The sequence below is a fragment of the Brevibacillus sp. NRS-1366 genome (genome assembly GCF_050467985.1).
In genome coordinates this window covers 24,665-46,570 of the sequence record NZ_JBITPN010000027.1, presented here as the reverse complement: position 1 = coordinate 46,570, position 21,906 = coordinate 24,665, and the positions used below count along the sequence as shown (strand labels likewise).

The 21,906-nt window shown below is 50.3% G+C and carries 19 protein-coding genes; 3 read left to right on the top strand and 16 right to left on the bottom strand.

The features are described 5' to 3' along the window. Positions 1 to 79 precede the first annotated feature (79 nt). Genes ACIFQN_RS23470 through ACIFQN_RS23450 form a run of 5 tightly spaced genes read right to left on the bottom strand, consistent with a single transcriptional unit; the run spans position 80 to position 3,939 of the window. Positions 80 to 1,006, bottom strand: coding sequence for a DMT family transporter (locus ACIFQN_RS23470; RefSeq protein WP_429835453.1), 927 nt, complete (start codon positions 1,004 to 1,006; stop codon positions 80 to 82). A gap of 51 nt (positions 1,007 to 1,057) precedes the next feature. Then, entirely contained in the window at positions 1,058 to 2,236 is a 1,179-nt protein-coding gene (locus ACIFQN_RS23465; RefSeq protein ID WP_429835452.1) for an ABC transporter permease, read from the bottom strand. Continuing rightward, positions 2,236 to 2,964, bottom strand: coding sequence for an ABC transporter ATP-binding protein (locus ACIFQN_RS23460; protein ID WP_429835451.1), 729 nt, complete (start codon positions 2,962 to 2,964; stop codon positions 2,236 to 2,238). The genes ACIFQN_RS23465 and ACIFQN_RS23460 overlap by 1 nt, the downstream gene beginning before the upstream one ends. A gap of 36 nt (positions 2,965 to 3,000) precedes the next feature. Next, positions 3,001 to 3,528 carry a hypothetical protein gene (locus ACIFQN_RS23455; protein ID WP_429835450.1) on the bottom strand — a complete coding sequence of 176 codons (528 nt, stop codon included), beginning with the start codon at positions 3,526 to 3,528 and terminating at the stop codon, positions 3,001 to 3,003. A gap of 51 nt (positions 3,529 to 3,579) precedes the next feature. Beyond that, on the bottom strand, positions 3,580 to 3,939 hold the full coding sequence (locus ACIFQN_RS23450) for a hypothetical protein (protein WP_429835449.1): 360 nt from the start codon (positions 3,937 to 3,939) through the stop codon (positions 3,580 to 3,582). Between the two features lie 130 nt (positions 3,940 to 4,069). Between ACIFQN_RS23450 and ACIFQN_RS23445 the strand changes: the two genes are divergently transcribed. Further along, a complete protein-coding gene (locus ACIFQN_RS23445; protein WP_429835448.1) occupies positions 4,070 to 5,824 on the top strand; it encodes an RNA polymerase sigma factor in 1,755 nt (584 codons plus the stop codon). Positions 5,825 to 5,837: 13 nt separating this feature from the next. Here ACIFQN_RS23445 and ACIFQN_RS23440 read toward each other — a convergent pair whose 3' ends face one another. The 5 genes from ACIFQN_RS23440 to gatC form a co-directional block, all read right to left on the bottom strand. Continuing rightward, entirely contained in the window at positions 5,838 to 7,223 is a 1,386-nt protein-coding gene (locus tag ACIFQN_RS23440; protein ID WP_429835447.1) for a YcdB/YcdC domain-containing protein, read from the bottom strand. 62 nt (positions 7,224 to 7,285) lie between these two features. Then, entirely contained in the window at positions 7,286 to 7,489 is a 204-nt protein-coding gene (locus tag ACIFQN_RS23435) for a hypothetical protein (protein ID WP_429835446.1), read from the bottom strand. Between the two features lie 138 nt (positions 7,490 to 7,627). Then, positions 7,628 to 9,064, bottom strand: a complete 1,437-nt coding sequence (gene gatB / locus ACIFQN_RS23430; protein WP_429835445.1) for an Asp-tRNA(Asn)/Glu-tRNA(Gln) amidotransferase subunit GatB — start codon at positions 9,062 to 9,064, stop codon at positions 7,628 to 7,630. A 5-nt stretch (positions 9,065 to 9,069) separates the two neighbouring features. After that, entirely contained in the window at positions 9,070 to 10,542 is a 1,473-nt protein-coding gene (gene gatA / locus ACIFQN_RS23425; RefSeq protein WP_429835444.1) for an Asp-tRNA(Asn)/Glu-tRNA(Gln) amidotransferase subunit GatA, read from the bottom strand. Between the two features lie 33 nt (positions 10,543 to 10,575). Next, positions 10,576 to 10,866 carry an Asp-tRNA(Asn)/Glu-tRNA(Gln) amidotransferase subunit GatC gene (gene gatC, locus ACIFQN_RS23420; protein WP_429835443.1) on the bottom strand — a complete coding sequence of 97 codons (291 nt, stop codon included), beginning with the start codon at positions 10,864 to 10,866 and terminating at the stop codon, positions 10,576 to 10,578. A 207-nt stretch (positions 10,867 to 11,073) separates the two neighbouring features. On the opposite strand from gatC, the gene ACIFQN_RS23415 reads away from it, so the two are divergent. Then, positions 11,074 to 12,705 carry an S-layer homology domain-containing protein gene (locus ACIFQN_RS23415; RefSeq protein WP_429835442.1) on the top strand — a complete coding sequence of 544 codons (1,632 nt, stop codon included), beginning with the start codon at positions 11,074 to 11,076 and terminating at the stop codon, positions 12,703 to 12,705. 115 nt (positions 12,706 to 12,820) lie between these two features. Here the strand turns inward: ACIFQN_RS23415 and asd are convergent, their stop codons facing one another. Then, entirely contained in the window at positions 12,821 to 13,669 is an 849-nt protein-coding gene (gene asd, locus ACIFQN_RS23410) for an archaetidylserine decarboxylase (RefSeq protein WP_429835440.1), read from the bottom strand. 180 nt (positions 13,670 to 13,849) lie between these two features. On the opposite strand from asd, the gene ACIFQN_RS23405 reads away from it, so the two are divergent. Then, complete coding sequence (locus ACIFQN_RS23405; protein WP_429835439.1) at positions 13,850 to 14,773, top strand: diguanylate cyclase domain-containing protein; 924 nt, start codon at positions 13,850 to 13,852, stop codon at positions 14,771 to 14,773. A gap of 96 nt (positions 14,774 to 14,869) precedes the next feature. Here the strand turns inward: ACIFQN_RS23405 and ACIFQN_RS23400 are convergent, their stop codons facing one another. From ACIFQN_RS23400 to ligA, 5 genes are all read right to left on the bottom strand, one after another. Then, a complete protein-coding gene (locus ACIFQN_RS23400; protein ID WP_429835438.1) occupies positions 14,870 to 15,697 on the bottom strand; it encodes an MraY family glycosyltransferase in 828 nt (275 codons plus the stop codon). 332 nt (positions 15,698 to 16,029) lie between these two features. Continuing rightward, positions 16,030 to 17,577 (bottom strand): L-glutamate gamma-semialdehyde dehydrogenase, encoded by a 1,548-nt coding sequence (gene pruA / locus ACIFQN_RS23395; protein WP_429835437.1) that lies wholly within the window; start codon positions 17,575 to 17,577, stop codon positions 16,030 to 16,032. A gap of 267 nt (positions 17,578 to 17,844) precedes the next feature. Next, positions 17,845 to 18,915 (bottom strand): CamS family sex pheromone protein, encoded by a 1,071-nt coding sequence (locus ACIFQN_RS23390; protein WP_429835436.1) that lies wholly within the window; start codon positions 18,913 to 18,915, stop codon positions 17,845 to 17,847. Positions 18,916 to 18,927: 12 nt separating this feature from the next. Continuing rightward, positions 18,928 to 19,812 (bottom strand): WD40/YVTN/BNR-like repeat-containing protein, encoded by an 885-nt coding sequence (locus tag ACIFQN_RS23385; protein WP_429835435.1) that lies wholly within the window; start codon positions 19,810 to 19,812, stop codon positions 18,928 to 18,930. 51 nt (positions 19,813 to 19,863) lie between these two features. Further along, positions 19,864 to 21,879 (bottom strand): NAD-dependent DNA ligase LigA, encoded by a 2,016-nt coding sequence (gene ligA, locus ACIFQN_RS23380; RefSeq protein ID WP_429835434.1) that lies wholly within the window; start codon positions 21,877 to 21,879, stop codon positions 19,864 to 19,866. Positions 21,880 to 21,906 lie beyond the last annotated feature (27 nt).

Here is a 21,906-nt window from a genome sequence, read left to right as displayed (position 1 = left end):
ACAGGAATGCTTTCTTACACGTTAAGAAACACACGGGAAATACTCCCGTGTGTTTTTGCTGGACGGTTAGGTTGTATGGTCACAGAGCCTTCGTAGTAGTGGGCGCAGTCTCCTCGGCGGTCTTCGCTGATGCTGCCTCCTGCCCCGGCCCCGAAACAATCAAGACAGCACCTACGAGGACAGCGCATCCACCCAGCAGTTGCAGCAAGGTGAACGACTCACCAAAAAGCAAAGCTGAAAAGACGATGGTCACGACTGGCTCCACAGTACTGAGGACAGACGCCTTGGTCGATCCGATCAACTGGAGCCCGCGAAAGAAAAAGCCGATCGCCATCACGGTCGAAAAGACGACGATGCCCGCCAACGCCCACCAACCTGACGCACCAAAAGAAAGCGCAAGTCCCCCCTCATTTTGCGCAACGAAAAAAGTGGAGATCGCCGCGAACAAGGAGATATATGCGGCTGTTACATACGAAGAGAGACCTTTAACCACCCGATTCCCCACGACGATATAGACGGAGTAAATCAGGGCAGCAGCAAGTGCCAGTGCCACCCCTATCGGCTGAATGCCACCGAATGACAGACCAAGCACCAACCCTAGGCCGATGAGCGATATGAGCATAGCCAGGATCGTTTTACGCCGCAAAGGCTCCTTTTCCACAAAATAGGTGAGCACTGCCACAAAAACCGGAAACGTGTACAGCAGCAAAGCAGCCATCGATGTCGGAATATACTGAACTGCAGAGAAGAAGCTGAGCGATTGCAGCGTATACAAAACACCGCCCAGTAAAAGCAAAGCCAGTACCTGCTTCTTCATCAGACGCAGAGATTCCCGGCGTAAAGCCAGCAAACCAAAAAAGAGAAGCGCCGCAAAAAGAAACCGCAAAAATAATAGAGTCGACACCGTGACGCCCGCCCCGTACGCATAAACCGCGAAGATGGACATGACCCCGAAACCAGCTGCAGAAATAAAAACGAACAAGACACCCAAGTACGGCGGATTCACGACAATTCACCAGCTTTCTCATAATGACAGCGACGTGTGGTCATGAGCTTTTCAGTTTTTCACGACGGCCCCTTCCCTGCGGAACAACCGAGAAGATACAATCGTAATGATGGCCACGTAAACCAATGAGCTCGAAAGACCAATTAACGCATGCAGCGGCTCCACCCTGCCATAGAACACTTCCTTGCAAAGCGCCACTCCATTAAATACGGGCAATACATAGTAATACTCTGGAATGTCCACAGGATTTAGCGGCATCATCATGTAGGACGGAACCATCGCTACAAAAATGACTCCGCTCATGTATGTCTGTCCCTCTTTAAATGACTTCGCGATTGTACTCAAGACCAGCTCCAGGGCAGCAAAAGTAGCTGCGAGCAAAAGAATCGTCAAGACCAAAACAAAGAGCGTAGCCGGCGAAAAGAAACGAAGTGAAAAGCCTCCATCCATCTCCAGCGGCCCGAGGCCGAGAACGAGAGAGAGCGACACCAGCGAAGCTGCTGCACTCATGCAGCTCATCACCATCACTGCCATGAGCTTTGCTGTCAGGATGTGATTTGCGGCGATCGGGGCTGTCATCAGCGATTCCAGCGTTCCTCGCTCTTTTTCCCCAGCGACAAGATCATTGGCTGAGGCAATTCCCCCTGAAGCGAGCGAGACTACAAGCATCAATGGAATAATTCCAGCCAGCATTCCGCCTGATAGCCTCTCGTCCGTCGCAACATTCTGGTATGTAGGCGAAATCGGCTTGATCGTCTGTTCGGACAATCCTGCCTGCTTTAAACGCTTCGCGGTAATCTCCTTGCTGTATGCTTCTACCGTTTCCTCGATTACGTTTCGCGCATACACCGATTTTTGATTGGTGGAATCGAATGCGACGTGCACCTCTCCGGTACCTCCCGCCTTGACCCGCTCTTCAAATGCAGGTGCGATCGTAACGATTGCCCGTAGCTGCCCCGCTTGCAGTGCTTGCTCCTGATTGGCTGGCTGGACAATGCTTACGCCCGGAACTTTTTCGAGTGAGGCAACCAGTCCGGACGTCCCGTTGACGGCAATCGGTACATAGGCGCGTGCTTCCTTTTCTACGTTGCTGTAGGACATTCCCAATAAAAAGAAGACGAACGGAATAATGACCAACGGTACCAAAAAAGTCCCTAGCAATGCCTTTCGATCGCGAAACAGATCGAGCATCTCTTTTTGAAAAACAGTCCAGATGACGCGTCTGCCCATCAGTTCAGGCTCCCTTCCACGACGGCCATGAAGATGTCGTCCAAGTCCGCTATGCCATACCGCTCCCGCAAGGTGCTGAGCCCACCGGCAAAATGAAGCTTTCCCTTATGTATCAGGGCAATCCGCTTACACAGCTTGTTGATCTCCCCCATATTGTGACTGGAAAACAGGATCGTCTTTCCTTCCTCCTGCAGTTTTCCAACCATGCGGCGAAAAATATTGGCTGCGGTCACATCCAGTCCTGTCGTCGGTTCATCCAATAAAATAACATCAGGGTCGTGAACCAGTGTGCGAGCAATGGCTACCTTTTGTTTCATTCCTCTGGAAAAAGCACCTACACGCCTGTCGATAAATGCCTCCATATCAAGCATTCGGCTCAAGCTGTCTATCCGCTTCGTGAGCCTTGCCGGGTCCAGACCGTACAAGCTGCCAAAATAAGCGATGTTCTCTCTGGCCGTCAAGCGATTGTAGAGTCCCACATCGCCCCCAAACAAAATGCCAATACGCCGACGGACTTCTACAGGCTCCTTTTGAACGGAGAACCCGCTTATCTCGATATCTCCCTCTGTCGGTTGCAAAATGGTTGCCATCATGCGCATCGTCGTTGTTTTTCCCGCGCCGTTTTCACCCAGAAGGCCGTAGACTTCACCAGCCTCCACGCGAAACGACACATCATCGACCGCTGTGATCGTCCCGAATCGTTTGCTGACCTGCTTCACCTCAATCAACAGCAGTCCTCCTGTCTACTTGCTCTTTACCCAACATTAAAACTGTACCTTGATCAAATACGAAGCTCTCTTTTCCCCTTGAAACGTCACCTGTACAGCCCCTGTACGTCCACGAAGATAGCGTGGGATAGCCCCTCCTACATGAAACTCTCGCCGCTTCTCATCCACACGGGCCACAGAAACAGTTCCAGGTGGCGAAAAGACTTGATCACCTTCCAAGGTGTAAAAGACAAACGTAATCACTCCAGGCTGACCATGCGCCTCGCCAGAAAACGAAATGGTCTCCATGCCGCCTGTCCCCGCTGCCACCCGTGTAAGGTCAAATAGCGGATGACGAAGATCCAGTGCCTGCCCCCTTCTCCAGTCCTGCAAAAAGGCATCGAACTCCTGCACCGCCAGTATTTGCGGAGCCGCTATGTTCTGATCGTGAAACGACGCGCCGGGTAAAACGGCAGAGAACGTCAGTAAACAAGTGAGCCAAACGGAGAACATGCTGATCAACTCCAGTAAATAGTTGCCTTTAGCATGCCCCATCCAATCGCAAGGCATCGTCTTTTTGCCCATCGCTCAGAATCTTTCGACAGTTATGCGCTCACTCTTCCCTCTTTGCATGTGCTAGGTTTGAGGGATCACCATCACGCCTGGATAACGTTCCTTCCATTTTGACAACGAAAAGTCATCAAACAATCCTACAAATTGCTCTGTATCGTTGATGTAGTGGCGGTTTTCTTTGATCTCGGCATACTTTTCCTCGAACAATGCCGCAACCAAATGATGGACAGGAACACCTTCCGCTTCCTGATCGTAAATTCCCCGCTCCGCCAGCACTTTGCCAAAATAGCGGACATACGTGACGGTCACTGTTTTTTGCTGGCCGTTTTCTTCCCATGTGGCGATCGAGCGATCAAATGTATCGGATGGTGACCCACCCTTGCCTGGTGGCACGCTTTCTCCTGCGATGGAAATCAGCTTCATGTACTTCCTTCCCCCTTTTTCATCATGTATGTTCATTATAGGGGAGAGAGGATTTTCTTACAAATCTGTCAGAAATTCAGCGCATCCGAAGTCTATGCTATAAGTCAACTAACAACGAGGGGTTTTTTCGATGGATCATGTGGGATATAAGTCAGAGCTGCTGCAGGAAGAATTGCATGAGGAGGACGAGATTCTCGTAGAACGGGCAAAAGCCGGCGATCAAGAAGCCTTTGGGGAGCTGGTCAGACGTCATCGTTCCAAAGTATACGGGTATGCACGCTCGTATACACATGAAGCCTTTCAGGCAGAGGATATCGTTCAGGATGCACTTATTCGGGCCTTTTTGCACTTGGGCACGCTGGTGGATAGCCGCCGTTTTCTTCCCTGGCTGCACCGCATCGTGCGCAATCAGGCGTACACTCGCTTGCAAAAAGGACCGCACAGACGGGAGCGGGTTTTTTCTGGGCTGATCAACCATAAGAGCGATAGTAGCGATCCTTCACCAACAGACTGGGAGGACCTTAACAGTATACTTCACCGGCTGGGACGCACATGGTCATCGTCTTTGGAGCACGCGGGCGATCCCGCTGAGGTAATCATGCGCCGGGAGCTATTGCAGACCATCACAGGTATGCTGCATTGCCTCAATCCACGGGAGCGACGCGTAGTGGAATCCCACTTTTTCGACCATCTGTCCCCGATGGAAATTGCTCGCTTGTTCTCCATGTCCCAGGCCAATGTTTATCAGGTTCTGTCCCGATCCCGCAAAAAACTGATCCAGGAAAAAACTCGGGTCGTGGTTGACCAATACGTGAAAACACGAAAGGATGCGGGAATAATGAAACAAGTCGTACTCAGAAAACCGGAGGCATTTACTCTTCAAACCTGGATTACATGTGCTGCCGCCTTGCATGGATTAGTAGAATACACGGATCGCAAAATGTCGCTGCCTATGGTGCTCGGTCTGAGCGGGCATGCATTCCGGCTGACAGTGGTACCGGGAGAGATTCATATCGCTGGCCCAACCATGTTTCCATTTGCGAAAGTATTGCAGCAGGGACTCCGTAATATGGGCTTTACTTCAAAGGTTGTTGGCGGCGGGGAAGCGGAATGCGCACCTGGCCCTAATGCGACTCAGGTAAGTCCTGCTCTTTTGACTCCTGATGCACGCGAGAAGCGGCCGCTTGCGCCCCTTTTGCCAGAAGCACTGGAGCTCATTCACCGTACGATCGATCGCGGCTATCCGGTTCTGGCCTGGGACTTGTTCATTCCCGAGTTTGGGTTAATTTACGGATATGACGACGACAGGAAGCAACTTCACGCTGGCGACAATTGCGGGCACGACAAGACGATCGCTTTTGAACATCTGGGGCGCGGGTTGATCGAGGAGCTGTTCGTTCTGGCAATTGAAAATATAGTGGAGATCGATCAGCGCAAGATGCTCAAGGGCGCCATCCAGACGGCTTTGACCCATTACCTGGAGGAAGGATCGGATAAAAGCTGCGCCAACGGTCTCTTGGCCTATGCAGCCTGGCAGGAGGCCTTCCATCAAGGCAGCATCGAGCCAAACGGCAATGCCTATACATCAGTGGTCGTACAAAATGCACGCCGCAACGCCTCCCTTTTTTGGAGTGAGATCGCTGCGACGTGGACTGACGCTACTTTTGACGACATACGTCCTGTTCTACAGGAAGCATCTACACTATACGGGCAGATGGCAGATGAGTACGCCAAGCTAAGCAAGCTCTTCCCATTTCCTGCCGGCGGTGAGCCGAATGAACCTGAACAAAGTAAGCAGGCTATTGCTCTCTTACAAGGAATTGAGAGTCAGGAACGCAAAGCCATTGCTTTGCTTAGGCATATGCTGGAAAAACTTTCTGCATGATCCTCCATGCGCCCTATTTATCCCAGTTAAATGTGCGGTTTACTGCATCGACATAAGGCCAGCCTTCGCTTCCGTCTATCGTATAAACCAGTACCAGCGATGGGGCTTTCGCTCCATAGTAGGCAGGCCAGATGTAAGACAGGCGAAGCGGCAATTTTTCCGCAAAAAGCTCAGCGGCTTGCTCTTCTGTCACAGCGAGCTTTGCTTCCGGGAATGCGGCTTCTTTCATTGGCAAGGTTGTAGAGAATTGTACGACCTTGCCGCTTTTTCCATCGACGACTACCCAATAGTAGCGATCGAGCACAGGCATATCGCCATGCAGCTCATTGAAATTGAACGCGTAAACCTGACTTGGCTTTTCTTCTCCATACCCCAACGACTTGTCAAGTTCCTTCATCCAGTCAGCCAACGGGGCAAGCTTTCTCGGCTCAAAGGTTTCTACCTGCAGCGCTGCAGACGAAGACAAGGCATAAGGCTCAATGAAGGCAATCGCTTTTTTCAAAGCCTCCTCGGTGGTCAAATTAGCCTCGTCCTCACTCCACTCTTCCCAAAGCTCTCCATCAATCACCTGATTCGTTGTCGTATCTATTGCAAGCGATACATAATCCGAATAGTCATTGGTCCAGGTATGGGTCACGTAGTTGCCGTCAGCCTGCTCTGAATGGTAGGTGTAATCTTTCTCTGTATCGACCCCAAACATACCTGATGCGATTTTGCGCGCCTCCTCTTCGCTCTTGGCGATGAGCGACTTCGCTTTAGGCTTGATCGTAATATTTTTGATCTTAGCTAGGTCTCGCTTGCTCTCCTCTACTTCTGTAGCTCGCCAAGGGTCAATCTCTTTGCCTGTCGTCGCATCAAGCATAGGGGAATTTCTTAGCACATACTGAATTCCCGGCTTGCTATCTGCTCCACCTTGGACATAGCCAAGATCCAAACGCTCAGGAGTAAAATATTTTTTCTTGGCAGCCTCGGGGGTCAGCGCCGTTTTCGGATCCGGTACCTTGGCTCCATCCAATTCCAGCTGCCTGTATGTAATCCCGATGAGATGTCCAGCCAAATCCATATTCACCAAAATCCCATGATCGCTTCCCCGGACCTCCAAGCCATTCAACAGACCGGGATAATAGACACTCCTGTAAACAGAATACGGATCATCGGGCAGCTCCGATTCTTGGCTCTCCGTGAGTGGTGCCAATTGTGGCTCGCCAGTCATTTTTCTTTTTTCGGTACCGAATACTTCCTGGACAGCTTGCTCTGCCCGCTGCAAAATGTATTCGTCTGTTGCTTTTTTGCCGACTTCCCAATTGCCCAGCGAAGCCTCGTAGGCGATTAATTGACCTGTCTTCAGGTCGAACGCGATGTAGGCTGCGCTATCATATTCATTTTTTGGATCAACCATATCGATGTACACCAGATTTTCATCCGCACTGCTTTGCTCAACCGTACGCTGAGTCAGTGCCTTTAGCCCCGGCTCCAGCTTTTCGAGTGCAGCCAGTATTTTTTCTGCTCCTCGGGAAGCTTGATCGTTTCCGTTGCTATTGCTGTGGACGCTGCATTTTGCACGATCGGTTGGAGAGCTGTTGCTGCCAGAGCTGAATTCGCTGTACCAGACAACAGCGTCGCGACTGTTAAAACGGCTGCTGTACCTTGCATTTTACGTTTCATCGACGGTTTCTCCTTCTCATTTAACGTTGGTTTCTTACGTCTATCTTACCTGTATTGGGACATTTTGGCACATGACAAATGATGCAGGACAAAAGAAACAGCACTCCCCGTTTTGGAAAGTGCTGTTTGTGTGCTTTCTTACAAACTGTTCAATACTTCCTGAATCAATTTATTGACCATCGGCGGGTTTGCTTTACCCTTGGTTTGCTTCATGACCTGTCCTACGAAGAAAGCTACTGCTTTCTCGTTTCCAGCTTTGAAGTCAGCTACCGCTTGCGGGTTGGAATTGACCGCATCGACAACGATTTGACGCAGAGCGCCCTCGTCGCTGATTTGCACCAGACCTTTTTCTTCGACGATCTTCTTCGGCTCCTTGCCGGTCTCCACCATCTCCTTGAAGACGGTTTTGGCGATTTTGGAGGAGATCGTTCCATCCCCGATCAGTTTGATCATTTCACCCAAGCCTTGCGGTGTCATCTTCACATCGGCAAACTCCATATTGTTGGCATTGAGGTGAGCCAAGAGGTCTACCATCAGCCAGTTGGCGACGGATTTCGGATCTGCACCCGTTTTCACGGTTTCATCAAAGAAGTCTGCGGTCTCCTTGGAAATGGTGATAACCCCAGCATCCGCCTGTGACAGACCAAACTCGTTTACATAGCGAGCCTGACGGGCATCCGGCAGTTCTGGAATGGTGGCGCGAACCGCTTCAATCCACTCCTCGGAGATCTGCATGCGCACCAGATCAGGATCTGGGAAGTAGCGGTAATCGTGCGCTTCTTCTTTGGAGCGCATCGTCAGTGTTTTCTTGTTGGCTTCGTCCCAACGACGGGTTTCCTGCACGACCTTGCCGCCAGAGGAGAGTACTTCTGTTTGACGCAAAACCTCATACTCCAATCCCATTTGTACGTTGCGGAAGGAGTTCATATTTTTCAGCTCAGCCTTGGTTCCGAATTCCTCTTGACCATACGGACGGATCGAAACGTTGGCATCGCAACGCAAGGAACCCTGCTCCATGCGGACGTCGGATACCTCGGTATACTGGATGATTGCTTTCAGCTTTTCCAAATACGCTCTGGCTTCTTCCGGTGTACGAATGTCTGGCTCGGAAACGATCTCGACCAGAGGTACACCCACACGGTTGAAGTCAACCAGTGATTCTCCGCCAAAGTCGCTGTGTGTCAGCTTGCCCGCATCTTCTTCCAGGTGCAGACGAGTGATCCCGATGCGCTTTGTCTCTCCGTTTACCTCGATGTCGATCCAGCCATTGTAGCCGATCGGCTGGTCAAACTGAGAGATTTGGTACGCTTTGGGAGAGTCTGGGTAAAAGTAATTTTTACGGTCAAACTTGGTTTCGCGGGAAATCTCGCAGTTGAGCGCGAGAGCTGCCTTCATGGCAAATTCCACAGCTTGCTTGTTGGTTACCGGAAGCACACCCGGATGCCCCAAGCAGATCGGGCAGGTATGAGTATTCGGCGGTGCACCAAACTCGGTCTTGCAACCGCAGAAGATTTTACTGTTGGTCGATAGCTCGGCATGGACCTCCAGGCCGATGACGGTTTCGTACTTGCTCATAACTCTTACCCCCTCACCCATTCCGGCTTGCGCTGGTGAAAGCCCGCAGATTGCTCATAGGCATGTGCTACGCGCAGCACAGTGGATTCGTCAAACGCACGGCCGACAATCTGCAAGCCGATCGGCAGACCGCTCTTGGCGAAGCCGCATGGCACACTGATTGCTGGCAAGCCAGCCAAGTTGACAGGCACGGTGCAGATATCTTCCAGGTACATTTTCACTGGATCATCCACGTTTTCTCCGATTTTAAATGCCGTAGACGGCGTAGTCGGATGCAAAATCACATCGTAATCAGCAAAAATGCTGTTGAAGTCTTGAATAATCAAGGTGCGCACTTGCTGCGCTTTCTTGTAATACGCATCGTAATAGCCGGATGATAGTGCATACGTCCCCAGCATGATGCGGCGTTTTACCTCTGGTCCAAAGCCTTGGCTGCGGGATTCTTTATACAGCTCAATCAGGTTCTCTGCATTGTCAGCACGCACGCCGTAGCGAACGCCGTCAAAACGAGCCAGGTTGGAGGACGCTTCCGAAGAAGACAGCAAGTAATAAGCTGGCACGGCATATTCGGTATGCGGCATGGAGACCTCGCTCCAAGTCGCGCCCATGCTCTCCAACTGCTTCAGTGCTGCCAGAACAGCATCACGAACTTCGGCATCGATACCTTCGCCGATCAATTCCTTCGGTACACCGATACGCAGTCCTTTTACATCTCCTGTCAAAGCGGAAAGGTAATCCGGTACTTCTACATTGGCAGAAGTCGAGTCAAACCCATCATGACCCGCAATCGCCTGCAGCACATAAGCGGAATCCTCGACGGTTTTCGTAACAGGTCCGATCTGATCCAACGAAGATGCGAACGCCACCAGTCCAAAACGGGACACACGGCCATAGGTCGGCTTCAAGCCTACTACGCCGCAAAATGCTGCCGGCTGACGAATCGAGCCGCCAGTATCGGAACCAAGCGTAAAGTAAAAATGACGCGCAGCCATAGCCGCCGCCGACCCGCCGCTGGAGCCGCCCGGAACATAATCGGTGTTCCACGGGTTTTTCGCCTTGTAAAAGCCGGAGTTTTCGTTGGAGCCACCCATGGCAAACTCGTCCATGTTCAGCTTCGCTACGATTACGGCATCTGCTTCCTTCACCTTTTGCGAAACGGTTCCGTCATGGACAGGATCATAGTTCGCCAAAAACTTACTGGCGCAGGTCGTACGTACGCCTTTTGTAATCAGGTTGTCCTTGAGTCCGGCAGGCAAGCCAAAGAGAAGACCCAATTCCTCGTTTTCTTTGACCAGACGCTCGTCCAATTGACGAGCATGAGCAAGCGCGCCCTCTTCATCCACGTTCAATACGGACTGGATTTCTCCATCATGCTCCTTGATGCTAGTGATGGAAGCCTGCACCAGATCGGTTACAGACAGTTCTTTTGCGCGCAGGGCGCTATGTATCTCCGACAATCGCTTGTCAAACAGCGACACAGTGGGTTCCTCCCTTCTTGTAATCCTTTTTTCTTATTCAAATACTGCTGGCACTTTGAACTGCCCGTCTTCGTGGTCCGGCGCGTTTTTCAGCACTTCCTCACGTGGCAGGGATGGTCGGTTGACGTCTTCACGCATGACGTTTTTCACATCAGTCGCATGACTGGTTGGTTCAATATTGGTTGTATCCAGCTCGTTTAGCTTGGCTGCAAAATCCAAAATAGCATTCAGATCTTTTGTGTATCGCTCAGCTTCCTCTTCAGTCAGCTGCAAGCGGGCCAGGTTTGCTACATGCTCTACTTCCTTGCGAGTAATGGCACTCATCTTTCCACCTCCGAATCGTATCACATAACTTTGATCTTACTTGAAAAGAGCGGGTTCAGTCAATTTTTGCGATACCAACCCCATCCGAAAACGCCAAATATTTCGATAACCTTTCTTTTTATGCCATTTTTTTACGCTGTAATATTGATATTCCATTCTGTACAATAGTTCCGTTATGATAACTTCTACCAAGAGAGGGAGAGACTTTTGAAAAGATTTTTCTTGCTTGCACTCTGTTTCCTTCTGCTTTCCGCTTGTACCCCAAACACTCCTCTGTTCACGGAAGCGTTGGTAAAGGGAATGGACACGAAATCATTCGAGTCCAAAAGCACGATTACGCTTGACACCAACCTGCCAGTAGAGGATGAGACGGCAAAAACGCTGCTTGCGACATTAAAAAGCGGCGTAACCATGCAGGTAGAGCAAAAAGACCAACAAAACGGCCATGTCACGATCTCTTTGCAAGATCCGGGGCCGCTCATGGATTCCGGGGTATGGCCAAGTGAAAAAGAACCTGCTCTGGATCTGTATGTGGAAGGCGATAAGACATATGTGAAATCCACAGCGGACAATAAGTTCCTCGGTATAACGAACGACGCAGACAGCCAGGCTGCTGCACAACTCGGCGCGTCTGAAAAGAAACTTTTCGAAGCTTTCTTGAAGCAACAGGAGTTTTCCTTAAAAGACGTGCAGACAGTCGGCGAGGAAACCGTTCAGCTGCCGGATGGCAAGGTCCAGACCGCAACGCATGTCCGCATCTCCGTCGATTTCCAGGAAGCGGTTGACTTCATCGCGTTTGCTCTCGACTATGCAAGCAAGCATCCGGAACTGACAAAGGCGTTTGAGAACAATCCGCTCATTCCCGTACCTGGCGCTGAGTCGGGCTCCGACAATCTCAAAGACAGCCTGTCCGAGATGGTGAAAGAACTGAAGTCCGCAGACGTGAAAAAGTTGCAAGCGGAAGGCTGGGACTTCCACATCGTACTTGACGCCTGGATCAACGCTGACAAAGAGTTTGTGCAAAACCAATTCACAGTGACAGGCAGTCTGCCTGCCTCCACGCTCTCAGAAAGCGGCGTGGCTGCCGGTACCGGCATGAAATCCGTTACCTTTACCCTGAAACTTAAAGATCAGATGTGGAACATCAACAAAGATGTGACCTATTCCGTTCCGCAGGCGGATCAAGTCATCATGGCGGAAGAATTGGAGAAAAATCCCGAACTGGCAAAAGAGTTCGGAGAAGAGAGTCTCATCGGTCAATTCGCCTCCATGGGCGCCGGACCCGAGGAACCTGCGTTTGTTGATGTGCCGGAAACCCACTGGGCTTACCACCAGATCGGGCTCCTGAAGGACATGGGTGTCGTAAACGGGTATGCGGACGGGGAATTCAAGCCGAACCGCCCTGTTACCCGCTCCGAATTCATCACGATGGCCGTAAAAGCGTTGGGACTGGAGCCATCCGCGAAGAAGCTTTCTTTCAAAGACAACAACCAGATTCCCGCTTGGTCCAAAGAATCCTGGCAGACAGCCGTCCAATCCGGACTGGTCAAGGGTTATGCAGACGGCACAATCCGTCCAGATCAAAAGATTTCCCGTGCCGAAATGATCACCATTTTGGTACGCGGCCTGAAAATGCCGACAGAAAATGGATACAAATTGAACTACGCCGATACGAAACAAATTCCGGCCTGGGCCGTTCCTTACGTCAAAACGGCATCTGCTAACGGTTTGGTAAAAGGAGATGCGAGCAACCGTTTCGCGCCGCAAAAGAACGCGAGCCGTGCAGAAGTAGCAACCGTGTTGTTCAATTCCATCTTCGGCGATATGCCAACCGAATAATCAGCAAAAAAATGGAGGTGACCCTTTCCGCAGGGTCACCTTTTTTCGTTTGTACGAACACACAACAAGAAAAACAGAGCCCAGCTGAGCTCTGTTATTTAGGCGTTCTTCGTACCTATTGGGATTTTCCGACCCGCGCCAGCACTTGCCCCATGAGCAGCGGACTCCCTTTCTCGATTCCTTCCGCCCAATGCAGCTGGCTCGATTCAAACAGCAGAATCACTGTGGAACCAAACTCAAACCAGCCGAGCTCTTCCCCTTTTGCATAATGGGGTGCGCCCACGATCGCTTCGTTCGTCTCCCTGCCGTGTTTGACATTGGTGGTAGCCGTATTGTAGCGGACTTTGACGCTGCCGACGAACAGGGCCCCCACCTTGACCAGAGCGACATCACCCAGCCCCTCGGTCTTGATGTAGGAAACCAGCCGTTCGTTGCGGGCAAACAACCGATCCACATGCTGAATTCCCAGCTGGTTCACCGGATACAACCTTCCCGGCAAATAACTGTAGCGAACGAGGTCTCCCTCGACCGGCATGTGAATCCGATGGTAATCGCGCGGGCTCAGATAGATCGTAATGAATTTGCCGCCGTAATAGCGTTTGGCCTCTTCGGCAGACCCACCCAACAGCTCGGCGACACTGTACCCTTTTCCTTTTGCCTGAATCATCGTACCTTCGCAAATATCACCCAGCTGGGAAACGGTACCATCCACAGGACTTGTGATCGTATCTGCACCTGGAGCAATCGGCCTAGCTTCTGGCTTCAGGCGGCGCGTAAAAAACTCCTTGAGCGTGCGGTATTCCTTTACCGGTTTTTCTATGATTGAAGGATCAATGTCATAGTGCCGTATGTATCGTTGAATGGCTAATCGACTAAAGCGAGAAGCGGTAATTTTCCCCATGGTCCGAGACATCGCATTTTGCGGTAGACGATGAATGAGACCCGGTAGCAGCTTTTTGCGCATAAACAAACTCCTTGTTCACTTTCGATTAGACAACCTGGATTTCGAATACCCTTACTTTACCACTTCCACTTACAGGCAGTAAACCCTGCTTCCCTTTATTACCAACTGCTCATCGTTTTCTTCCCCTCCTCTGCTATACTATAATAATGGAGACAAGCCTACACTCAGGAGAAGACAGATATGGCAAAGCTCGACATCGCAACACTCATTAGTGAACACGGGGATATCCTGACCAGCTTATTTCATCATATGTCGGACATGTTCTTCCTCATGTCTGTGGAAGAATCTACGGAGAAAGAGTACCAATTTCGCTATGTCCTAATGAATCCAGCCGCTATGCAAGTTGCAGATCTATCCGAGGAAGCATACGGGAAGCTGATCGAGGATGTTTATCCGGAAGAAAAAGCAGTCTTGTTGAACAGAATGTACAAAAAAGCGGTACAAAGCGGGGACCCTATTCACTATACGACCAATGGTGAAGTGATTGGCGAGTCGATTCTTTCTCCCGTCTACAACAGCGATGGGATATGTACACATGTATTTTCCGTGACGAGAGACATTACTGAGCGTAAGAAGCTGGAATCCCGGCTGGAATACATGGCGTACCATGACGTACTAACAGGTTTGCCAAACAGGCGTCTGCTCCATGTAAACCTGCACCAAGCCCTGGCAGTAGCCAAGGTAAGAGAAGAAATGGTCGCTGTTCTTTTTCTCGACTGCGATCATTTTAAAGAGATTAATGACACCTGGGGACACAACGCCGGAGACATTTTTCTACAGGAATTGGCCAAGCGCTTGAAATCCTGCGTCCGTGACGGGGATACAGTGGCTCGTCTGGGTGGAGATGAATTTGTCGTGCTGCTCACTGGCATCCTCACGCACCATCAGGTAGAAAAAGTGGCTGAACGCATTTTGAATGCCCTTCAGCAGCCATGGGTCAACGAGGACCAAGAATTTTCCTTTACGACCAGCATTGGCATTGCTCTATATCCGGTTTCTTCTGTCGAAGCCGATGAGCTTCTGACTCATGCAGACAAGGCGCTTTATCAGGCAAAGGCAACAGGTCGCAATCAGTTTCTATTCTTCGACTCCAATCAAGGATGAACGAATGATTTGGCTGCGCCAAGCCGTTTGGCGTGAGCCCTTTTGTACATATACTTCCCAACTTTAAAGCGTTAATGTGCGATCTGTTATTTAGATTTACTGAAAGAAAAACAGAAAGATGGACAAGACAGAAAACAAAAGACTTACCAAATACAGGACTACCACCGTCTGTTTCACTGAAAACCCGTGTGACATCAGCCGATGATGAACATGTCGCCGATCCGCCTGATACATCGGGGAGCCCGCCAAAATCCTGCTGACCATGACCTGAATTGTGTCTATCACTGGCAGACCCAGCGCCAATACAGTGACTACCAATGAGATGAGTGTGGCCCCCTTCATCGTTCCTTCCAGTGAAATGACGCCTAAAGCAAACCCCAGGAACATCGAACCTGCATCCCCCATAAACATTTTCGCGGGATAAAAATTAAAGCGCAGAAACGCCAATGCTGCTCCTGCCAGAGCCACAGCCAGTAATGCCGTCAAATCTTGCCCTCTCACCATCGACAGGAAAAACAAGGTCACAGCAGAGAATACCGTCGCCCCTGCCGCCAATCCGTCTACGCCATCCAAAAAATTGACCATGTTGATCAACCCGACAATCCAAAGCACTGTTGCCAGCAAGGAAATGAGGATGGGAAAAGAGATGTACGCGCCTTCTTCTCCGCCTATCCAGGACAAGCTGATTCCGCGAAACCGGATCTCCAATAAAAAAGCGAAGACCGCCACCAGAAATTGAACGAGTAGCTTGGGTAATACAGGAAACTCTTTTTGCTTTGCTTTGTAGGTATCATCCATCCATCCGATTGCCACAAGCATTGCTCCTCCAACTGCCAAAACTGCAACCGTTTTTTGCGCCCCTGCAAAAAAAGTTGTCACTAGTAAGAGGCCGACGAACATCGCCAATCCACCAGATAATGGCATCGGCCTGTTGTGTCCCTTTCTCCCTCTGGGTATATCCAGCAGTTTTGTTTTCCATGCCAGCCAATTCGCTGCAGGCATTAGCAAATAGACAAGAAAAAACGTCGAGAGCCCTGACACAATATAAGTAAACAGCTACCCTCACCTGCCCCGCACAGCATTTTTCTTAGTGTGGACAAAATGAGTATAAGAAAACCTCTATCGAGGCCTCCTCAAGGAGGAGCGACCGCGTTTTAGTGGAAGGTTATTCTTTTACTGGATAGGGATTGTATAGATTCCTATCTGTACAAAAAAGCCGCCCCTGTGAAGAGGCAGCTTGTGTATACTGAAGTTTTTTACAGTTTTTCAGAAACCATTTTCGCTTGAGTGAAGAGCAGCAGATAGTCTGGTCCACCCGCTTTGGAGTCTGTACCGGACATGTTGAATCCGCCGAATGGATGTACGCCTACCAAAGCGCCTGTGCACTTACGGTTGAAGTACAGGTTACCCACGTGGAACTCTTCACGTGCGCGCTCCAGGTGTGCACGGTTGCGGCTGATTACAGCGCCAGTCAAGCCGTACTCGGTGTTGTTCGCGATTTCCATAGCATGGTCGAAATCGTTAGCTTTGCAGAATGCTACTACTGGGCCAAAGATTTCTTCTTGCATGAGGCGAGCTTGTGGATCCAGGTCAGCAAATACAGTTGGCTGGATGAAGTAGCCGGATTCTGGACCTTTTTCGCCACCTGCAACCAGTTTGCCTTCTTGTTTACCGATTTCGATGTATTCCAGGATTTTGTTGTATGCTTTCTCGTCAACCACTGGACCTGTGTAGAAATCGTTTGTTCTGATATCGCCTACAGTCAGGTTTTTAGTGATTTCTACTACGCGACCCAGTACTTGATCGTAAACGTCTTGGTGTACAATCGCACGGGAGCAAGCGGAACATTTTTGACCGGAGAAACCGAATGCAGAAGCTACGATGGATTGTGCAGCCAACTCGATATCGCAGTCGCTGTCAACCACGATGGAGTCTTTACCGCCCATTTCTGCAACCAGACGCTTCATCCATTTTTGTCCTGGACGATGTTTAGCAGCCAGCTCATTGATGCGCAGACCTACGTCGCGGGAACCTGTGAAGCTGATGAAACGAGTCAGTGTATGTTCTACGAGGTAGTCCCCGATTTCGCCACCGGAACCTGGCACGAAGTTAACAACACCTGCTGGAACGCCAGCGTCTTCGAGGATTTCCATGAATTTCGCAGCGATTACTGGTGTTGTGGAAGCTGGCTTCAACACAACTGTGTTACCAGCTACGAGAGCTGCTGTAGTCATCCCTACCATGATTGCGAGAGGGAAGTTCCACGGTGGAATAACTACCCCTACGCCGAGTGGAACATAGTACAATTCATTGTCCTCATCAGGGATGCGAGGAAGGTCATGGCGCTGGGAAAGCTTATCCATTTGACGGCCATAGTATTCCATGAAGTCGATTGCTTCTGCTGTGTCAGCATCTGCTTCTGCCCAGCTTTTCCCTGCTTCTTTTACCAACCAAGCAGAGAACTCATGCTTACGACGACGAAGAATTGCTGCAGCTTTATAAAGGTAACGGGAACGCGCACCTGCTGGTACCTTTTTCCAAGTTTCAAAAGTGCTGGCAGCGGTTTGGATCGCTTTTTCAGCCAGTGCTTGGTCAGCTTGGGAAACCACACCCACTACCTGTTCTTTATTAGAAGGGTTGATGGATTTGGATTTCTTTTCAGTTGTAATGCGCTCGCCGCCGATGATGAGTTCATACTCACGACCGAGTTCACTTTCTACTTTAGCGAGTGCTTCTTCAAATGCCTTTTTATTTTCTGGCAGACTAAAATTAGTAAACGCCTCGTTTTTGAATTCCACTTGCATCTGTGACGCCTCCTTATAAATTTCTTCCATGTGCGGATCACTCTTAATTTTATGCAAGGATCATACCAACTAAAACTGAACCTACTCCGACTCCATTAGTGTTTGCATTTTGCACGAAAAACATCTGCCTGTATCAGGGAACACTTCAAAACACTTGTGTTCAATCGTCGCTCACCATTACACACTTTTGTTTGAACAAATCCGTCAAGTGTGTAAAAAACCGATTCCCTCACCAGCTTGATGAAGAAATCGGCTTTTTGTAACTGTTTAGCTGCGATAAAGATGCATATACGGTTCGCCAACAGTTGGTCGAATATAAATCGACAACGGCTTACTCATCGTCTGCACATACAAATTGACATGAACACTCTTGTCAATCAGTTGGTTGATACTGCCGGCCGCAAATTGCGTAAACTGCAGAACCTCTGTACGCGAATCATACTCTGCCGTAGCAGTAATCGTCAGCTCCGTCAGTCTGCCATCCATAAAACGCCCTACCCCGGTAAGGCCGATGTACTCCCCAAAATATTTTTGGGCTTCTCGCTGTATCTTGTCGTATTGCAGCGATTGCTGGGCGTACTTTTTCTCGACATCCCTACTCGGGAATAGGAAAAACTCTTCCTCGATCGGTTGCCACTTGGACACAGCCATCTCATTGGCACTCACGGTTCCAGACATGATAAAGTGTCCGGGAACCAAAGATGAGTTGGCTTCTGGCACTTGATACATCAAGACAAGAATTGGCACCTGTGGGGTATTTACGCGTACAGACTGGACGATCCGAGACACCAGTTGTTGACCTTTTGCCTGCAATTCCTGTGTGGTATAAACCTTTTCTTGGCCTGTCGCATCCACATAGTTCGGCGTGAGCGACAGCCCCAGAACCATCCCTGCCAATTGTTTGTTCTTTTTGCTGAGGTAATCATGCTCTAGCACATGTACCAGAATTCCCGGCTTCTTCTGACCATTTGCGGTACCGCCCTTCTCTTCGGCGATCCATTCGGTCACTTGTTCCTTTTTCACCTGCTGGCCTTCTTGGAACAAAAATTCCGAAGTCGGAAACGTATCTCTGGCAAACTCCATCAATCCGAGCTCCAAATGACTGAAGTCAATACGGTATTTGGTGCTGCTGAGCATACCACGTGTCTGATTGGGTTTGTATGGCGTAATACTACCGTAGTAATCTTCGGATACCTCGACCACCTCAGACAAGGTTGGCGTAGCAGGCTCCGGAGCTGTTTTGTCCTTGCCAATGGGCAAAAGCGAACAACCAGTTGTTACAATCATAAGAAGTACAGCCGTCACCAGCCTGCATCCTGACAAAAACTTCGCTTTCATACGCTACTCCTTTTAGTTCCACTTGGTCCAGCGATTGTCGGCGAGCTTGTAAATCAGAGCGGATTCACCAATCCCGATCCACTTTGTATTTCCCTCGCCGGAAGCAATCAAAATCAGTTTTTCGGGTGCGCGGGCATTAATCAAACGCCACTCCCCTTTTACCTTTTCAAAAACACCACGTTCGGTTGCGACAGCCAATGTTCCGCTGCGACGTTCAACGGAAAGAGAATAGATCTGCTGAGCCTCGGGCAAGACTTCTGTCTTCCACTGCCCGTCTTCATTATAGAGCAAGCTGAATTGCGCCGCTACATAGAGTCGGTTTTCCTCTGGGTTGAAGTCCATGGCATATACTTCCTGATCCATCGGCTGCCATAAGCTCCAGGTCTCTCCCTTGTCTACGGACTGGTAGATCCCCTCTCCAGAAATGAAAGCAAAGAGACGAATTTTTTCTCCCTGACGAACTCCAGTAAAGCTGCGTATTTCAGCAGGGGCGGGCAAGCCCACTCCGATGGCACTCCAATTGTTCCCACCATCTGTTGAGCGATGCACACCTTCACTACCCGCTACGATGATTTGGTGAGCATCGTCCGGGTCCACAAACCATCCGACGATGGCCTGCCGTTCTAACTGCGAAGAAACGAGCCCCCACAAGCCGCCACCGGCCGAGCCGTACAAACCGGCGTGTGTGCCGACCCAGATCCTTTCTGAATCAGCCGTCATTTTGAGATTGTGAACCATCTCGCCCTTCTCCAGCACGTCCTGATAAGTCAAGTCACCCTTTAGAGCAGCTGCCGTAACCGAAGGAGGACTCGGCTTGCTCCGTTCGCTGTCATCCGTACAGCCAACCAAGAGTGTTAGCACCATTGCGCCGATTCCCCATCGTAGGAAGCCCTTCATGCTCTTCACGTCCCTTCACGTAACTCACCGTCTGTCGCCCACCGCGGGCTTTTAGCTATTTCCTTCCAGGACTTGCAGCAATCCTGCCTCATCCATTACAGCCACACCCAGCTTTTCTGCCTTTTCCAGCTTGGAGCCCGCTTTTTCACCGGCAATGACCAGGTCCGTCTTTTTGCTGACGCTGCCCGTTACCTTGCCGCCAAGACGCGCAATAGCTTCCTCTGCTTCTTGGCGAGACATCTGTGTCAGTGTACCAGTCAGTACAATCGTCTTGCCTGAAAACGGCAGCTCTGCGCCGCTTTCGATACGGATGCCTTTGTATTCCATATTGACTCCAGCCGCTTTCAAGCGCTCGATAACCGCTGCTGCCTGTGGCAGACTGAAGTAGTTTATCAAGCTCGCAGCCATTTTCGGTCCGATTTCATCAATTTGCGTTAAATCCTCTTCGTTTGCCTGCATGATTGCGTCGATATGACCAAAATGCTCCGCGAGTACACGCGCTGCCTTTGCTCCTACCAGGCGAATTCCTAGGCCAAACAATACCCGTTCAAGCGAATTTTCCTTGCTCGCTTCGATGGCTGCCAGTAGATTATCGACTGATTTTTCACCCATGCGTTCCATGCCCAAAAGGACCTCGCGCTGCTGATGCAGGTAATAGAGATCAGCCACGCTTTGGATGATGCCATCGTGAAAGAGCTGAGCCACTACTTTTTCTCCGAGGCCGTCAATATTCATCGCCGTACGGGAAACAAAGTGGATCATGCCTTCGCGGATAAGCGCCGGACACATCGGATTGATGCATCTCAGAGCGACTTCTTCTTCTAGGCGAACGAGCTCACTACCACACTCTGGACAATGGGTCGGCATTGCAAAAGGAACCTCGTCACCTGTACGCCGCTCTGGCAAAACAGCAATAATCTCCGGAATAATATCGCCCGCTTTTTTAACCACCACATGGTCGCCAATCAAGAGGCCTTTTTCCCGGATGATATCTTCGTTGTGCAAGGACGCACGTTTAACAGTCGTCCCCGCAAGACTTACTGGCCTTAGCAGCGCGGTTGGAGTCACACTTCCTGTTCTGCCTACGGATACCTCGATTCCTTCCAGCACGGTAACAGCTTCCTCGGCAGGGAACTTGTAAGCGGTGGCCCACCGTGGACTTTTCGCTGTAAAGCCTAGCTCCTGCTGCTGAGCGTAGCTGTCTACCTTGATGACCAGACCGTCGATCTCGTACGGCAGATGCGGTCGTTTCTCCGTCCAACTCTCTACAAACACCATCAGCTCATCTATGTTGTCAAAGACGCGCCGCTCCGGATTCACTTTAAAGCCAAGCGTCTCAAGCAAGGCAAGCCCCTCGCTGTGAGATTCTACCGTCTCGCCCTGCAAATCACCGATTGCATAGATAAAGGTGTCCAGTTGGCGGAAAGCAGCAATTTTAGGGTCAAGCTGTCTGAGAGAGCCTGCTGCAGAATTGCGCGGATTGGCAAACAGCTGTTCACCGCGCTCTTCCCGCTCTTTATTCAATTTTTCGAAGGCGCTCTTTGGCATGTATGCCTCGCCTCTTACTTCCAGCGTTAACGGTCTGGTCAATCGCAAGGGAATCGAGCGGATGGTCTTTAAATTTTGCGTAATGTCTTCTCCCGTCGTGCCATCACCGCGGGTCGCCCCTCGGACGAATAATCCGTTTTCGTAGTGCAGGGAGACAGCCAAACCATCTATTTTCAGCTCAACTACATAGCGTACTGCCTGACTGCCGACAACCTGACGGACTCGGCGGTCAAAATCCCGAATCTCCTCTTCGTTAAAAGCGTTGCCCAGACTCAGCATCGGAGTCCTATGTACAACTTTTTCAAAGAAAGGCAGCGGCTCCCCACCTACACGAAGGGTTGGGGAGTCAGGCGAGACCAGATCTGGAAAACGATTTTCCAGCTCTTTTAGTTCCCGCATCAATTGATCGTATTCCTGGTCAGAAATCTCAGGTCGATCCTGTTCATGATAAAGACGGTTGTGGTGCTCAATTCGTTTCGCTAATTCTTTTATTTTTATTTCCGCCGTCAAATGATCCATGTCGTTCATCCTTTACTAGAGCGATTC

Coding starts and splice junctions, on each gene's coding strand:
- ACIFQN_RS23465 (WP_429835452.1), bottom strand. CDS start 2,236: ATGGGCAGACGCGTCATCTGGACTGTTTTTCAAAAAGAGATGCTCGAT.
- ACIFQN_RS23455 (WP_429835450.1), bottom strand. CDS start 3,528: ATGGGCAAAAAGACGATGCCTTGCGATTGGATGGGGCATGCTAAAGGC.
- ACIFQN_RS23450 (WP_429835449.1), bottom strand. CDS start 3,939: ATGAAGCTGATTTCCATCGCAGGAGAAAGCGTGCCACCAGGCAAGGGT.
- ACIFQN_RS23445 (WP_429835448.1), top strand. CDS start 4,070: ATGGATCATGTGGGATATAAGTCAGAGCTGCTGCAGGAAGAATTGCAT.
- ACIFQN_RS23440 (WP_429835447.1), bottom strand. CDS start 7,223: ATGGTTGATCCAAAAAATGAATATGATAGCGCAGCCTACATCGCGTTC.
- ACIFQN_RS23435 (WP_429835446.1), bottom strand. CDS start 7,489: ATGAAACGTAAAATGCAAGGTACAGCAGCCGTTTTAACAGTCGCGACG.
- gatB (WP_429835445.1), bottom strand. CDS start 9,064: ATGAGCAAGTACGAAACCGTCATCGGCCTGGAGGTCCATGCCGAGCTA.
- gatC (WP_429835443.1), bottom strand. CDS start 10,866: ATGAGTGCCATTACTCGCAAGGAAGTAGAGCATGTAGCAAACCTGGCC.
- asd (WP_429835440.1), bottom strand. CDS start 13,669: ATGCGCAAAAAGCTGCTACCGGGTCTCATTCATCGTCTACCGCAAAAT.
- ACIFQN_RS23405 (WP_429835439.1), top strand. CDS start 13,850: ATGGCAAAGCTCGACATCGCAACACTCATTAGTGAACACGGGGATATC.
- ACIFQN_RS23400 (WP_429835438.1), bottom strand. CDS start 15,697: ATGCCATTATCTGGTGGATTGGCGATGTTCGTCGGCCTCTTACTAGTG.
- pruA (WP_429835437.1), bottom strand. CDS start 17,577: ATGCAAGTGGAATTCAAAAACGAGGCGTTTACTAATTTTAGTCTGCCA.
- ACIFQN_RS23390 (WP_429835436.1), bottom strand. CDS start 18,915: ATGAAAGCGAAGTTTTTGTCAGGATGCAGGCTGGTGACGGCTGTACTT.
- ACIFQN_RS23385 (WP_429835435.1), bottom strand. CDS start 19,812: ATGAAGGGCTTCCTACGATGGGGAATCGGCGCAATGGTGCTAACACTC.
- ligA (WP_429835434.1), bottom strand. CDS start 21,879: ATGGATCATTTGACGGCGGAAATAAAAATAAAAGAATTAGCGAAACGA.